Annotated in this window: 13 protein-coding genes; 9 read left to right on the top strand and 4 right to left on the bottom strand. The window is 30.9% G+C overall.

Annotated elements, in window-relative coordinates; all coding sequences use genetic code 11:
- Position 1: 1 nt before the first annotated feature.
- From BMX42_RS01410 to BMX42_RS01395, 4 genes are all read left to right on the top strand, one after another.
- Positions 2-1,132 carry an AbiH family protein gene (locus tag BMX42_RS01410; protein ID WP_091307318.1) on the top strand — a complete coding sequence of 377 codons (1,131 nt, stop codon included), beginning with the start codon at positions 2-4 and terminating at the stop codon, positions 1,130-1,132.
- Between the two features lie 15 nt (positions 1,133-1,147).
- Positions 1,148-1,645, top strand: a complete 498-nt coding sequence (locus BMX42_RS01405; protein WP_143055582.1) for a hypothetical protein — start codon at positions 1,148-1,150, stop codon at positions 1,643-1,645.
- 140 nt (positions 1,646-1,785) lie between these two features.
- Entirely contained in the window at positions 1,786-2,565 is a 780-nt protein-coding gene (locus tag BMX42_RS01400; RefSeq protein ID WP_091307311.1) for an SseB family protein, read from the top strand.
- 465 nt (positions 2,566-3,030) lie between these two features.
- Complete coding sequence (locus BMX42_RS01395; protein ID WP_091307308.1) at positions 3,031-3,639, top strand: hypothetical protein; 609 nt, start codon at positions 3,031-3,033, stop codon at positions 3,637-3,639.
- Positions 3,640-3,906: 267 nt separating this feature from the next.
- Here the strand turns inward: BMX42_RS01395 and BMX42_RS01390 are convergent, their stop codons facing one another.
- The 4 genes from BMX42_RS01390 to BMX42_RS01375 all read right to left on the bottom strand — a co-directional run bounded on the left by BMX42_RS01390 (position 3,907) and on the right by BMX42_RS01375 (position 12,884).
- Positions 3,907-4,098, bottom strand: coding sequence for a DUF2188 domain-containing protein (locus BMX42_RS01390; protein WP_091307305.1), 192 nt, complete (start codon positions 4,096-4,098; stop codon positions 3,907-3,909).
- A 50-nt stretch (positions 4,099-4,148) separates the two neighbouring features.
- Positions 4,149-4,565, bottom strand: coding sequence for a DUF2541 family protein (locus BMX42_RS01385; protein WP_143055581.1), 417 nt, complete (start codon positions 4,563-4,565; stop codon positions 4,149-4,151).
- A 926-nt stretch (positions 4,566-5,491) separates the two neighbouring features.
- Positions 5,492-7,804 (bottom strand): translocation and assembly module lipoprotein TamL, encoded by a 2,313-nt coding sequence (gene tamL / locus BMX42_RS01380; protein WP_091307297.1) that lies wholly within the window; start codon positions 7,802-7,804, stop codon positions 5,492-5,494.
- Position 7,805: 1 nt separating this feature from the next.
- Positions 7,806-12,884 (bottom strand): translocation/assembly module TamB, encoded by a 5,079-nt coding sequence (locus BMX42_RS01375; RefSeq protein ID WP_091308762.1) that lies wholly within the window; start codon positions 12,882-12,884, stop codon positions 7,806-7,808.
- 301 nt (positions 12,885-13,185) lie between these two features.
- Between BMX42_RS01375 and BMX42_RS14490 the strand changes: the two genes are divergently transcribed.
- From BMX42_RS14490 to BMX42_RS01355, 5 genes are all read left to right on the top strand, one after another.
- Positions 13,186-13,359 carry a hypothetical protein gene (locus BMX42_RS14490; RefSeq protein ID WP_177169095.1) on the top strand — a complete coding sequence of 58 codons (174 nt, stop codon included), beginning with the start codon at positions 13,186-13,188 and terminating at the stop codon, positions 13,357-13,359.
- Positions 13,360-13,638: 279 nt separating this feature from the next.
- Positions 13,639-14,055 carry a hypothetical protein gene (locus BMX42_RS01370; protein WP_091307293.1) on the top strand — a complete coding sequence of 139 codons (417 nt, stop codon included), beginning with the start codon at positions 13,639-13,641 and terminating at the stop codon, positions 14,053-14,055.
- Positions 14,039-14,926 (top strand): YihY/virulence factor BrkB family protein, encoded by an 888-nt coding sequence (locus BMX42_RS01365; protein ID WP_091307289.1) that lies wholly within the window; start codon positions 14,039-14,041, stop codon positions 14,924-14,926. Before BMX42_RS01370 ends, BMX42_RS01365 begins: the two co-directional genes overlap by 17 nt.
- Positions 14,927-14,961: 35 nt before the next feature.
- Positions 14,962-15,441 carry a low affinity iron permease family protein gene (locus BMX42_RS01360; RefSeq protein ID WP_091307285.1) on the top strand — a complete coding sequence of 160 codons (480 nt, stop codon included), beginning with the start codon at positions 14,962-14,964 and terminating at the stop codon, positions 15,439-15,441.
- 54 nt (positions 15,442-15,495) lie between these two features.
- Positions 15,496-16,344: an SDR family oxidoreductase gene (locus BMX42_RS01355; protein WP_091308758.1), complete on the top strand. Its 849-nt coding sequence runs from the start codon at positions 15,496-15,498 to the stop codon at positions 16,342-16,344.
- The last annotated feature ends 43 nt before the right edge of the window (positions 16,345-16,387 follow it).

The following is a 16,387-nucleotide window of genomic DNA, read 5'->3' as shown; positions in this document are numbered from 1 at the left end:
AATGAATAGATTAATAATAATTGGAAACGGTTTCGATTTAGCCCATGGAATTAAAACGAATTACCATGATTTTATTTTAGACTATTTAAAAACTTGTTTAATTGAATGTTCAGAAAGTGGAAGTTTTACAATGTCAAGCTCGCATTTTGAACGTATCGGAGGATATTTTAAGGATGATCTTTTAGAAATTAAATTAAGAACCAAATACTCAAATGTAATATACACTGAGAAAATAAAAGAATTTCAAACTATTAAAGAATTAGTTGAGTTTTATAAAAGAAATGAATTCAGTATAACTCATAGTTTTGAATTATTATTAAATACAATTAATGAGTATTGTACTTTAAATTGGGTTGATTTAGAAGATAGATATTTTGATTTACTTGTTAAATATGGTAGTACAGCTTTAAAAAAGAATAATATTGATAAAATTAAACTAATTAACGACAAATTTGAAATCCTAAAACAATTGTTGCAAGAATATTTAATCAAGCAACAATTACAATTTAGTAATTTGTCAAATAAAGAACCATTAGTAGATTGTTTTTGTGATAAAATTTACAAGAATGAATTAGTTACTATTACTTTGGAAGAAAGTATTTTCCCTGAGAATTTGTATTTTTTAAATTTTAACTATACTAATACTTTTGAAGATTATTTTAGGGATTGTAGGATAAAAATACCATCTAATTTTAATTATATACATGGTAATTTACATGGAGTTCATGGAAATGCTATTTTTGGTTTTGGCGATGAATTAGATAAAAGATATTTAGGTTTTGAAGACGAAAAAAATAATGAGTTGTTTAAACACATTAAATCATTTGAATACTTAAAAACTAAGAATTATTACTTATTAACTCGTTTTATTGAATCGCAAGATTTCCAAGTTCATATTTATGGACATTCATGTGGTATTTCAGATAGAACAATGTTGAATCAAATATTTGAACATGAAAATTGTAAATCAATAAAAATATATTATCATAAAAAATCTGATGGTTCAAATGATTATACAGAGAAAATCTATGAGATTTCTAGACATTTCAAAGATAAAGGAATGATGCGTAAAAAGATAGTACCATTTGATTTATCTAGTGAGATGCCACAACCAAATAAAGGAATAAAGTAATAATAAATATAACCAATGAAAACATACCAACTAGTAAACAATCAATTAGAGCTATACGTGAAACCGAGTTCTAAAATAGGCCGTGGGTTTTTGGCTTTTTTAGGGTTAGTTATTTTTATAGGGCCTATATTCGGAATGCTTTTAGGCTTGTCTTCAGGTAACGATTTTCATATAGCCTATTTAATTGGAATTGGATTTAGTTCTTTAGTTGCTTATCATTTCTATAAGTTATTTCTTTGGAATACTTATGGGAAAGAAGTGATTACTATTGATAATGACAAAGTACTTTATCATGCCGATTATGGTAAATTTATCAGTAATAAACAAGAACACTGTTTTGAAAACTTATCTTTTTATGTGAAGCCAGTTGGTTATGAAAAGGAGCAGGTGGGTGTTTTGATTATTGAAGTTACGGATAAGAAATTTATTGAAACGGTTGTTGTTTTGCCAGACGAAACGTTGAATGAGATTATAGAAAAATTATTGAATAACGTTTTTGTAAAGGAGTTGTAAGTTTATTGACAACCCTTGAAGGATTGTTTGTTGGAGGTGGTTTGTGGAAGTGGATTATGAGATCCTTCGGCAAGCTCAGGATGACAAAATTGAGGGTAAGTTTGAGAGTAGAATTATATAATTAAAATAAAATATTAAAAATGAACCTGTTTAAAAAACTATTCGGAAAAAAGGAAAATGAATTTACGCCAGATAATACTAAATTATTGGCGCTTATAGCACAGTATCATAAAGATTCAAGTTCTGATACGTATGCAAAAGTTATAGAGGAATTGTATGGTAATGAAGCCTTTTTGATAGTTCCTACTGCTGATGCTAATGGAATATCGAATGAATGGAAGACTTTAGAAAAAGGTGAAGCGGTTAATTTTACTACTGTTTTTGATGTAGATGGTTTGTTAACTTTTGGAGTTTTTACTTCGGAAGAAGCGCTTTCTAAGTGGACAACTAAAGAAACGCCTTTTATGGCTATGCCTGCTAAATCTGTTTTAGAAATTTCTCAAGAACAAAGTTTTGGTAGAGTGGTGATTGATAGTGACCAACCTACGATGTTTGTTTTGGAAAGAAATAGAGAAAATTTTAACGCACAAGAGATTAAAGAAGATACTGAGGTTTTAGTTGGAACGCCTTTAAAACCGATTGATGGAGCTCATAAAGCTCAGTTGCAAAAGGCTTTCAGTAAAAATAATAATATTGATGAGGTATTTCATTTTGCTATGCAACGCAAGGAGGAAAGTATTTTGATTTTAGCCATTGTATTGGAACAGTCTTCAGAAGATGCTAGAGTAGCGGTTATGAATAATGTTAATGATGGTATGCAAGGTGTTGATTTTAATCAGACTTTAGAAATTATGTATATTTCTAAAGACGATAGTTGGTACGAAACGGCTAGTAATTTTGATTATTTTTATAAGAAGTAATTGATTAGGTAATATCGTGTAAGTATACGAATAACCCTTCAAGGGTTCAAAACCCTTGAAGGGTTGTTTTTTGAAGTAGTTTGCGTGAGATCCTTGCAGGATGACAAACTAGAAGCAAAAAATCTTTAAATTTTTCAAAAATCCGCGTAAATCCCTCAGCACAATACAAAGAAAATTCAATCCGCTAAATCCGCGTTCCTATAACCGCAATCCAATAAAAACTTTGTGGCTTTGTGGCGAAAAAAAATAATACATTTGCATCTCACATTCAATACTAATATGGATTTAACTACTGCTATACTTGTAACGGGATTTCTGCTAGTGATAGCTTTTCAAATGAGGTTGTCTTCTTGAGCGAACTTTAGGTATATTGAAATTGTATTAAACAAAAAAATAATAGTAAATTAATATGTATTCTTTTATAAAAATTATATATTTGAAGTATATAACTAATTAATACAATTTATGAAAAAACAGTTTATTGCTATCGTTTTTATGATTGGTGCTTTTGTTAATGCACAATCAGTTAAAGAAGCTACAGGAAGTTTAGCATCGTTGAAAGATCAAACATCTGTGAATGTTGAGTTTGATTATTCAAATTTAAAATTATTAAAAGACAATTTTACAGAAGCGGAATACATAAAAAATCGTTCTGAAGATTTAAACAAAAAAACTCCAGGTGTTGGTGATTCTTGGATTAAAAAATGGAATGGTAGCAAAGAAATGATTTGGAACCCGAAATTTTTAGAATTAGTGAACGTGGTTTTATCTAAAGAAAAGAAAAACATCGTTTTCAAAGAAGATAACAAATCTGCAAAATATACAGTTGTTGTTTTAGTAGACTGGATTTACCCAGGTTGGGATGCAGCTGTAATGAAACAACCAGCTAAAGTTTCTACTACTATTAAATTAGTTGAAACTGCAAACAGATCAAATGTGTTATACTCAGCAAAATTTATTGAAGCACCAGGAGATCAATGGGGAAATAACTTTAGTAACGAAAGCAGAATTGGTGAAGGATTTGCTAAAACTGGAAAAACATTAGCTAAGCTTATCTTAAAGCAAATTAAATAATAAAATATTAAAAAGGGCAATTTAAAATTGCCCTTTTTTTATTGCCTTTTTTCTATGAAAAGTAAGTAAGCTTATATAAAAAAAGAAAGCTTAGCACAGTGCTAAGCTTCCCCTAACATAACCTTACTCTGATAAAAAAAGTATTCTTAAATTATGATTTCTGATTAACAGAAACCTTTTTAAATATCCTTTATGTTTTTTCAGAATTAAAGCATGTGTTTTTTAACTAACTATATTCAATTTCAACTAACTTCTTTCATTTATATTCTACTTTTTTCTTTGTTTTCTACTACGTTTTGCAATGTATTCTTTAGCTTTACTTATGCCAATTGCAATTGCTGAACCTTCACCTAATTTTCTTAGTCTTAATATAGCATTTGCAATTTGAATAGCCTTATTCCGAACTTTAACTGAAAGATTTTTCATTGCATTCGGATAATTTTTCTTTGACCAAGGCATGAGCTTAATTTTTAATTAGTAGTAAATAATAGGAAAAAAACATTAGTGTTTTATGGATTTGATTTGAAACCCCAAAGTTCTACATGAGCTTTTTTATCTCGATTATCACCAATGGTTTTATAAATAAATTCAATTCTTTTTACGTTTTTTTCACCACCAAAATTAACTTCTCTGGTTTCACCTGGAGCCTTAAATTCTTGAAAAATCGTTACATTTTGTTTCTCATCATTATCGAAATAAATTACAAAAGATTCCAAATTAATTGGAGCTTCAGCAACCTTGATTTTGATTGACGAAAAACGATTAGCTCCAATAACTAAGATTTTATCCGTTTCGTTTTTAAAATCAACTTTGGTTTCACCAATTTTGTGCCAGCCATTTTTATCACTGATGACTACTTTAGGATTTTGTGCAAATACACTCACCTGACTTGCCACTATAAGTAGCATTAATACAAGCTTTTTCATTTTTTAAGTTTTTAATGGTTTGATTAACAGGGTTTATAGATTTAGATATGTCAAATTTACTTCACATGTTTTTCAAAACATTTATACAATTCTTTGGAGTTTTTGTATAATTTTTATTTCGATAAAAAAAGAAAGCTTAGCGCAGTGCTAAGCTTTCCCTACATTACTTTATTCTGATAAAAAAAAGCATTTTCAAATTATAACTCTTGATAAACAAAAACTTTTTAAAATAACTTTTATGACTTTTCAGAATTAAAGTATGTGTTTTTTAATCATTTATACGCTACTTCTTTCCCCTCTTTCTTTTACTAAGTTTAACAATGCATTCTTTAGCTTTAACTTATGCCAATTGCAATTGCTGAACTTTCATCTAATCTTCATAGTTTAATATAGCATTTGCAATCTGAATGGTCTTATTACGAACTTTATCTGAAAGTTTTTTCATTGCATTCGGATAATTTTCTTTGACCATGGCATAAGCTTAAGTAAATATTAATTTTCTATATACCAAAGTTACGTTGCATTTATTCAAAACTTGTTATATGATTTTTGGGATTTTTTATATAATTTGAATTTAAGCAAAAAACAAAGTAAATAAAAAAAGAAAGCTTAGCGCTGTGCTAAGCTTTCCTAACATAACTCTATTCTGATAAAAAAAGTATTTTAAAATTATGATTCTTGATAAACAAAAAAAACTTCTTAAAATATCTTTATATTTTTTCAGAATTAAAGCATGTGTTTGTTAACTAACAATAATTAATTCAACCCCTTTTTTTTATTTTTTGATATGATTTGGAACGTACTCTTAAACTTTATTAAATTTCTATATACCAAAGTTACATTGTATTAGTTCAAAATCAGTTATATAATTTTTTGGAGTTGTTATATAATTTGCATTTAAGTTAAAAATAAGTAAATGGTATCTCTTAAAAAGGGTAGCCAATTGCCAAATTAAATACTAAGTTTTCTTTACGCCATGAGCCACTTCCAAAATTAATTTCATCAATAACCCATCGCTGTCTGTCTTCATAATAAGGTTTTCGAATTGGAAATGCAAGATCCGTTCGTAATAGTAAAATAGAAAGATCAAATCGTAATCCTACACCAGTTCCGACAGCAATTTGTTCTATGAATTTTTTAGAAAATTCAGCACCAGGTTTATCAGGATTTTTATGCATCAACCAAATATTTCCTGCATCTACAAAAACAGCTCCTTTTACAATACTGAATAGTTTTGCTCTGTATTCCATATTCATTTCGAGTTTAATATCGCCCGATTGATCTGGTAAAAACGAACTATTTTCTGATTCTGAAAGATAAGAACCCGGACCTATTGATCGGGAACGAAATGCACGAATACTATTTGTTCCACCGATAAAAAATTGTTTGATATAGGGAAGTTCTGTAGAATTACCATATCCATAACCTGCGCCAATGATAATTCGACTTGCCAATTGAGATTCGGGTCCGAGTTTCATATAATGACGAAAATCATTTTCAAGTTTTACAAACTGACTGAAAGCCACACCAAATACTTTGGTTGTATCGCCTTTTTTAATATCGGAACCTGTTAGTAAACCAGCCACATTTCCTGAAGTGTCAAACATACCTTTGTAATAAATAGTGTGTTTTTTGGAAGTTTCCATTGTGTTGGTATACGTGTAAGAGTAGGTGGGTCCGAAAATTAGTTGCTTTTCGATAACTTTTGCTAATGTTGGGTTAAGCACAATTTGTTCTCGATACAAATCGGTTACATTATTCGGACTTACATAATGAATATCGGTGACATTTAGTTGGTGTTCTTTTCGAACGTTTTCCTTCCACAAATACCCATAAGAACCTTTGAATGAATTTAACGCATATAGTTGTTCTCTTTTTTGAAATTCGTAACCCAATGTCGCTTTCGTTTTCGGCACAAAGCCACTAGAAGATTGCATTTTGAAAGGTGCGATAAAACGTGGCCAAATTAAACTTGTTTCTGAACCTACACGATACACATTAAATCCGTTATTTTGCCCAGCCATTTGCACTTCTAATCCTCCAAAAAGAGAAATGGTGAAAAGTTCTGCTCCTTTAAAAGTATTTCGGTTATTCCAGTTTACACTTAATTCTGTACCAGTATAATTGGCAGAATTGGTTTTACCTAAAAGCTCTACACGTATCGATTTCTTTTTAAGTGGCGTTAAATAATAATAAGCATCTAACACATTATCAAGTGAGTCAGCAGGAGTAAACTGATTTTTAACAAATTTGAAAGTTCCTAAATTCACCAATCGGTTCAACGAAAGATTATGATTGGTTCGGTTGTATAAATCGTTTTTATGAAAGTAAAGCGTTCTGTCGAAAATACGAGGATTAAACAACTTTTCTTTGTCTATGATTGTAAAATCGTGGTAATATTCCACAGCCGTACTGTCTTTTTCTAATTGTCTTATTTTACGATTTCCATCTTTTAGAGAATAATTGGGATAAATAATTATTTTTCCAATAGTGAAAACTCTTTTTGCTTGATTTGGAGTTTCATCTTTAACTTTCACAATCAAATCTGTTTCATAACTTCCAACAGTACTATCTACCTGAACTTTTAGATAATCTGGACCAAAATAATAATAGCCTTGTTCTTTTAGTCGCGCATCTATACGAATGCGTTCCGCTTTTATTCTATCTAAATCATAACCCTCACCAGTTTTAAATAGCGTTTTGTCTTGAGTTGCTGCTATTGCTCTACCAAGTGCTGTGGAATCTGTAGGAAATTTAATTTCCTTAATGCGATATTGTTTGCCTGGACGCGCTTCAAAATCTGCTGTAACACGTTTTCCTTTTCTGGTTGAATCTGCTAAAGCTCGGGCTTTAAAATACCCGCGATTTTCTGAATAATTTTTTATTAGTTCTGTGGAATAACCTAAATCAACTTGACTAAATAATACAGGCGGTTCACCAGCTTTGTTTCGTAACCAATAACGGAATCCTTTTTCTTTTTTTGGTTCTCCAGCTAGATTATAGAAATATAATTTGACACGTAAACCTAGGATTTTGGAGTTTGGTTTCGGACGTAATATTCCTTTAAATTCTTTTTCCAGTGTTTTACGTTCTTTTCTAGGCGCTAATGAGTCAATGACTTTTACTTTTGCACCTACATAAAGTAATTCACCTTCAGGCAAAAATTTGGTATTACTGCAAGACCAAGTGATTAGCAGCACTAATAAAAAAAGGAAATAATATAGATTTTTAGTTTTCATATTATATGTTTTTTTCGTCAGTTTCTTTTGGTGGAGTAGCTTCAAGTTCCTGTGCTTTTTTCTCTTCTCGTTCTTTTCTTCTTTTCTTTTTCAAGTCGTTATTTATTTCTTTTTCTTCATCTGAACGATGAAAGAGTTCTTTGAATTTATTATAATCCATCGTAATAATAAACGCCACTCCCGTTTCAATAATTTGTCCTTGAAGCGCCACTTGGTATTCATTTTTTCTGTAGGCTCTTAGCATGTATCTTCCATCTTTTGAAAGTTGGTAATCTAAAGAAACATCACCTGCAATGTTTGTAGTTTCTCTGTTCGTTTGCTCTGGACTTTCAATTCCAAAACTACTTCCAACGGTAACTTTTAATTTATCATTTAACAATTGTTTGGAAACACCCACATTTAAATCAGTACGATTTTCTCTTGCACCAGTTGTATAATCATCAGAAGATTCTAAATCGAAATCGAGTTCCACACCTTTAATCAGATTTCCAGCCAAATTGTTCATTTGTTGCGACATTAACTTGCTTACACTTTGTCTGGCTAATGTTTCCGCTCCACGTCCGGATTCATTCGCAAAAGGATTTTCTCCAATAAAGCGGTTCAATAGTAACAGCGCGAAAACTTGTTTGTTTAATTCTTCTGGTTGCTGACGTAATTGTTCTAATTTGGTTCTTGTATTGGTTACAATTTCTGAAGACACATTGTAATTTCCTTCTGGTAATATGATGTCGAAAGTAATTTCAGGTTTCAATAATTCCCCTTTCATTTTTAGATGCGTTTCAAAAGGAATTCGTTGTTTATACGTATTTCTCACCGTTGGAGTAACATTTCCTAATTGATCATCTAACAAGTCAATTGGTGCCGTTTTAGATTTGTAAACGGCTGTAATATTAATATCGGCTGTTGTTGGCTCGCCTGTCCACAAAATGTAACTACCGTCTCTGATTTCAAATTTTCTTTTCAGGTAATTAAAAGTCATTTCATACGTTCCTTCTTTCAGTTCATAACGACCTGTTAATGTAGTTTTTCCTGATTCGTCAATTCCACCAGTAAGTTGTGCTTCACCTTTAAGTTTTAAATAATCTCCATTTCCTTTGTCGATTATCATGGTAAGTTCGGCATCTTTATCGACTTCAATATTGACCGAAACATTCATACCTTTAAATTTGGTTTGACTGATAGAATCGCCCGCAATAATTAGTCTTTTATCCATTGGTGGTGCATCCTGATCAACGAATTCTACAATTCCTTCTCTATCTGCAATTGATGGATCCGATTGTGGTAATACAATAGTAAGTTCTGTATTCTTATTGACTTTGATATTTCCGTCAACAATTGGTTTGTTTAGATCTCCTTTAATACGCAAATTGGTATCAACAAAAAGTTTTCCGTAGTATAAATCATTGTCTTTTGCTGTAGAATTGGTGACTTTAAAATTATCTGCATTCACTCTTAAATTGAAGGCATAATCGCGGTAATTTGGTGTATCAACTTTTCCACGTAATCGCAAGGTGTTTTTTTCTGAATCTGATAAGCTGAAGTTTTTAAATTCCATTCCTTCTTCCGTAAATGTGATTTTATCGTTCAGTAATTCAAATGCAGAATTTAATTTCGTTACGGTAAACGCACCATTATGAAACTGTAAATCTCCAATAACTTTAGGTTGGTCAATTGTTCCTTTGACTAGGAATTTCCCAGATACATGACCGCTACTTTTTGTTAGTTGTTCTGCTGTAAAAGGTTGAATGCTTGCCAAATTCAGTTGTTTTAAATCGAGATTCAGGTTGAAACTTTGGTTGGCATTTTGATAAATCCCATCAAGAGTAACATTGTTTCCTTGTCCGGTAATTGTCGCTTCAACTGCGTAAGTATTGGCTACTTTATTATTCACTTTTAAACTGATGTTCCCAACTGTTTCTTTTTTGTAAGTAAAGTTTTTTATGGTAAGATCAGAAACGAAAATAGGTTTGGTAGTCATGTTTTCTATAGTTGCTTCTCCGTTGATAATTCCTCCATATGCCAAATTTTCTTTTTGTATCATATGTGAAAGCGTTTCAATATTAAAATCGATAAAACGAATTACTAAAGGCGCATTGGTTCCTGCAAACTTAGATTGTAAGGCTATGACACTGTTTCCATTTCGTAAAGTAAATTCATTGGCGTAAATTCCCTGATTGCCAAATCGGATGAGATTACTTTCAGATAATGCCCATTTTTCGTAATTAAGTAAAAGATCTTGTGGTAATAAATGGATTTCTGTATCGCCATTAACTGCCTTTAATGTTCCTGCTACAACATATTGATCTTTGGCTTTATCATCTCGAAGTTGTAATTTGTATGTCAGCAAATTGTCACTTACTTTCCCTTCTAGTAATGTATTTGGTAAACGGAAGTCTGCATTTTGTATTTCCCCAATTGTTGTACTGTACACTAAAGCGTTGTCTAGCGTATTAATTTTTACCACTCCATTACTAATTGTATTGTCGCCGTAAACCAATTTTGGAATGGAAGCGTTCAGTATAATTGTATCGTTGACACTATTATAACGACCGCTAATGTTAATAGGTTCGAGTTGTTTAATTTCTGAAAATAGTTGTGTTATGATTGGATCGTTACTTACATTTACATTAAAATCGAAATGTTGTGGTTTGGTTTTTTTCTTAGTGGAAGGGCTTATGTCATAATACTTATCTATTGAATTTGTAATGGCTGTTGTTACCTCACTCAATTGATATTTTCCAGTAACATTTGCTTTTAGAAATTGAGATTGTACTTGTAAAGTATTCTTTTCCGCTGTTGAAGTTGCTATAATATTAATAGAATCCATTGGAAACTGTCCTTTTTGATTTACTAAAAGTAAATTATTACCTGTAATCGTTCCGTTAAGATAATCGATATCTGCAGTAGTCATTTTGGCATCAAATTGTCCTCTGAATTTTAAAGGTTCTGTATTGAAGTTTAGTTTTTGTAAATTGGCCATAGCCACATTCATTTTTACATTCACTTGTGGATAGGTAGCATTAAAAGTTCCATTTGAAACCAAATCAAATTCGACATTCGGATCGTTTATTTTAGCAGTTGCATTGTAACGACCGTTGATAATTGTTCCTTTTAAAGCTAAATTCTGATAGGCATAATCGTTGAAAATACCTTTTTGCATAAAACCATTTACGTTTGCAGTTGCCGTTTTAGGATTCAATCCTGTTCCTTTTACATTCGCTTTCATAGTGATTTTTCCAACTGAGGAATCTTTAATCAGCTTTCCTAAATCGAAATTATTTAGCTCGGCAACACCATTGTATTTTTCTTTATTTTTGATTCGACTATCGAAACTGGTTTTTACATGAGCATTTCCAAAACTACTGTTTACGGCAAGATTGGTATTGAAGTTATTTAGTTTTCCTTTAAAAGTTCCTTTTATGTTGCTATTTTGTGGTAACTGAATGCTACTTGGAATTGTTCCTTTATCAACTAAATTCTCAATATCTCGAGCACTTGCTTGCACGTTTTTTATGTTTAGATTATACCATGCTTTTTCCGCATCGGGTAAACCAATAATTCTACCGCTCACTGAAACTCGAGAAGAACCAATGCCACTCACCTCTAAATTTGGGAAAATAATATCATTTAGTTTTCCTACAATACGCCCGTTGATATTTGCTATGGAATTGGCGTTGTTTTTAAAAAAAGGTACTTGAATCAAATCTGGTGCGAAAAGTAAAATGTCTTTAAAAGCCACATGACTCTTTTGCAAATCCGCATTAATTCCAAGTATTCCAGGATCTTCTTTTAGTGCTTCTAATGATGCATACTGAACTGTAATTTCATTTTGAAGAAGTGTATTTTCGGTTTTAAGATGTAATTTTTTTAGTTGTACACCATGAGTGGTATAAGTAAAATCGGTTCGTAACTTTTCAATATTCAAACCGCTTTGTTCTTTTATTGTTAAAGATTGAATTTCTCCAGATACAGCATTTGTATTGGTAGCATAATTTAGGTTTTTAGCTTCTAAATTAAGTTGCTTGATATTTAAATGATTATAATCTACTCCTTTTGGAAGTTTTCGAGCATTTTCGTCATCAAATCGGAAATCTACATTCTTTATTTTCGTTTCGGCAAGTGAAAGTTTCCATTGTGGAATAGCTTGTTTTGGAAGTGTTTTGATATCGAGTTTTCTGTCGAACTTACCTAAAGTCAATCCGCCCTTAACGCCGCTTAATTCAAACTTATTAATGGCAATTTGTTGTTTCGGTAAATTGGTTTCCTTAAAATCAATAAAAAGCTTGTCAAGAGTAAGACCACTGTTCAGTTTTGTGCCTGCATTATCATAGGCTACCGTTATTTTGCTCAAATCAATTTTGCCTAGTTTGATATTTAAATCGGGTCGTTTTTTTATTATTGAATCTGCAGTCACCACTGTGTTTGTAGTAATTTCTCGAAGTAGTTCTCCTTGTTTTAGTTTCACACTTAATCCGTGAAGTTTTATTTTCGGAATTTCGAAATCCATTTTTTTAAGATCGAATACTTTCATTCGTGTTTCAAAATTGGCTAATGAAACATTCAGATTGTTTTTGGTAATGGCGTCATCAAAGTGCATTCGAATATTCTCTAAACTAATATTGTGAATAGAAAATTTCATTTCTTTCTCGTTACTTTTTGCTGTTTTAGAGGCAAAAGCATCGATAATATAATCGAAATTAAAAATGGAATCTTTGTCACGTTTTACATTTGCAGTGATGTTTTTTAAACTAATAGAATTGATTTCTATTTCATCATCAAACAGCTTAAATAAACTAAGGTTTACAGCTATTTTCTCACCTGAAAGTAAAGTATCACCAGTTTGACTTTGGAAATACACATCATTTAATATGAATTTTTTTGGTAGGCCGATTTCAATTTTTCCAATACTTACAGGCGTGTGGATTTTTCCTTCTAAATAGGTAACGGCTTTATTTTTAATAGCATTTTGTACCGCAGGAATTTGTATTGCTAATACTAAAAGTAAAAACAACCCGATAATAGAGCCTATTATCCAGCCTAAAATTTTAAGACTTTTCTTGAAGTATTTATGTACTACCACTTTTATTTTGAATATCAACCCGAGTTGATTGGGTGTTTGTTGTGAATTTATCTGAAAATCAGTTGTCTTTACAAAGTTTACTCTAAAAATTCAGAAAAGACTTATAAATAAGAAATATTTTTTTACATAATTCGCATGTTTTAGTTTTAATCAACAATTCAACTTAAAGATTTTCTATTCAAAACATGGGAATCTTGACATTAATTCTCAAAATGATGAAAGACTTCCTGTATATGAATGTCTTAATTTTACGAAATAACAAATCGGATTTTCAAAAAATTAACCTTTAAAAAATAATATTATGAAAAAGACAAACGTATTTAAAGTTATTACACTGCTACTTATTTCTTTTTTATTTACTTCATGTGAAGTAATTGAAGGTATTTTTAAAGCAGGAATGGGTTTTGGAATATTTATAGTTATTGCAATACTAGTATTGATTGTATTTGCTATTAGTAAAATGACAAAGAAATAAATATTGAATTAAAGCTAAATTTTGAAAAAATATTGTAATTGGCAATGCAACATCATTCATATCTCTTTTTGGAAGAGTAAGATTATAGCAAAATAATTTTTTTGAATTGTTACTGTTACATGCAATAGACAAACACGTGGATGTAGTTTTATCACTAGTTTCATAGTTTGCTATTTTATAATAGTTGCATTGCTGGTTACAATTATTAATGTTGTAATTCAGTTATTAAATATCTACTTAGTAAGATTACTATCAGACAAATGTTAAAACAAAAATGTCATGAAAACTAAAAATCAAACTGATATATTAAATGAATTAATCGTTTCTACAAGAAATAGACGAAATTATGAATTGGAATCGCTTAAAGAAGAATTTCATGGAGTTTGCGAAAGTTTAAAGCCTTTCAACTTAATCAAAGAACTATTTCATGATGCCACTAATTCTCCGGAATTAAAACATAATCTGACCAATGGTGCTGTTGGTTTAGGAACAGGTTTTCTCTTAAAAAAACTATTGACAGGTAATTCCAAAACTTTTGGTAAAAAAATACTGGGAAATGTAATTCAATTTGGTGTGGCGAATTTAGTTTCAAAACATGTAGATGAAATTAAAACAATTGGGAAACACTTGTTTAACAGAATTTCAGAATCAATCCTAGTTAAAAAAGATACTAGAAAAAATGGACTCACAATTTAAAGATTTCTTAAAAGTTATAAAGACGGCTTTTCATTCATGGTGGTTAAAAGATCCATTTAAAGAAAGTGCTGTTATAGCTTACTACGCCATTTTTTCATTACCTGGTTTGCTGGCAGTTATCATTTCATTTGCTGGATATTTTTTCGGACATGAAGCTGTGAGTGGACAAATCACAAATCAAATCACAGGGGTAATGGGTGCAAATACGGCTCAACAAATTCAGGACATTATTATAAAAGCAATGATGTCTAGGAATTCGGTTTTGGCAACAATTATTGGTATAATTACAATTTTAGTAGGTGCAACTGGCGTGTTTGTACAATTTCAAAAATCCTTAAACGCTATTTGGAAAGTTAAAGCAGATGCCTCAAAATCAGGAATTATAAGCTATCTTAAAGCACGTTTGTTTTCATTCGGATTTATCATAGCCATTGCCTTTATACTTATTGCATCGCTTGTAGTTTCTACAGTTTTAACCGCATTGGGTGACTGGTTAATTAATTATTTTTCAGAATCATTACTAGTAGTATTACTAGTTTTGAATTTTATTATTTCGTTTGGAATACTTACGTTGTTATTTGCGTTTATGTTTAAGTATTTTCCTGATGCTCAAATCAAATGGAGAGACGTATGGTTAGGGGCTTTTGTAACAGCTTTGTTATTTGAACTAGGAAAATCTGCTATAGGATTATATTTCGGAACGGCACAACCAGATTCTGGATATGGAGCAGCGGGTTCTATTATTTTAATTATGCTCTGGGTTTCTTATTCGTCAATGCTAGTTTTTTTTGGCGCAGAATTCACTCATTGTTATACGGAATTAAAACATAGAAGTATAAAACCAAACGAATTTGCTAAGAAAATAAATTAAATATAATTTTCGTTCACCAATCAAAAAAACATATCATGAAAAATTCTAAAAATAACGGTTCAAATACGTTTGAAAAATTTGCAACTCATGTTTGTAAAATGACTGGTAGTACTCCAGCATTTATTATAGCACTTTTGATAGTAATTATTTGGGCCATAACTGGACCTTTTTTTAACTTTTCTGAAACGTGGCAACTTGTTATTAATACTGGTACCACAATTATTACTTTTCTGATGGTATTTTTAATTCAGAAAGCACAAAATAAAGATTCGTTAGCCATTCAGCTTAAACTTAATGAGCTTGTTGCTTCCAATGAATTTTCTAGCAATCGTTTAGTTGATATTGAAAGTATGACAGAAGAAGAGATGATAATAATACAAAAATATTATCACAGACTTAGTGAACTTTCTAAAAAAGAAGAATCATTGCAAACTTCACATTCTATTGATGAAGCGCATCATTTACATGCCTTAAAAAGTAAAACTAAATCAAAAAGATCGGTCACAAAAAAATAGTTTGTTTCAATACTTTTTCTAGGTTAAATCTTTCTAATAATAATTTCAATGATGATGGATAAGAGAAAAACATTTCCCAAACAAAAACAAGAACTCCCTGGTGATGAATATAAAATGAAACCCCAACCAGAAATAATTCGAAAGACTTATAAAGGAAGTGAAAAACTAAAAGGGAAAATAGCATTTATTACAGGTGGTGATAGCGGTATTGGTAGGAGTGCAGCTGTTCATTTTGCGCGTGAAGGTGCAGATGTTGCCATTGTTTATTTAGAAGAAAATAGAGATGCGAAAGAAACCAAAAAAATGATTGAAGAGGAAGGACGTAGTTGTCTCATTATAAAAGCAAATCTTAATAGTCCAAAAACTTGTAAAAATGCTATAGAAAAATGTATTAAGGAATTTAAAGGACTTAATATTCTTGTAAATAATATCGCGGTGCAATTTCCAAAAGACAAACTAGAAGATATTAGTATTAAGGAACTTCACGAGACTTTTGAAACAAATATCTATACTTATTTTTATGTTGCTCAAGCGGCGTTACCTTATTTAAAAGCGAATGATGCCATCATTAATACAAGTTCAGTTACAGCCTACAGAGGTAGTGACCATTTAGTTGATTATGCTAGTACGAAAGGTGCCATTGTAAGTTTTACAAGAGCTTTGTCTGCGATGTTGATTAAACGAAAAATTAGGGTTAACGGCGTAGCACCTGGTCCAATTTGGACACCTTTAATTCCAGCAAGTTTTAAAGATGTTTCGAAATTTGGAAAACAAACTCCAATGGGTCGTGCAGGTCAGCCAAGTGAAGTAGGACCGGCTTACGTTTTCTTAGCTTGTGAAGACAGTAGTTATATAACTGGACAATTCATTCATATTAACGGAGGCGAAATAGTAGGAGGATAAAAAATGAAATTACATTCAACTAAAACATTTTGACCATTAAAAA

Source organism: Flavobacterium terrigena (assembly GCF_900108955.1).
In the GTDB taxonomy this organism is placed as follows: domain Bacteria; phylum Bacteroidota; class Bacteroidia; order Flavobacteriales; family Flavobacteriaceae; genus Flavobacterium; species Flavobacterium terrigena.
This window is presented reverse-complemented; position numbering and strand designations above follow the sequence as displayed.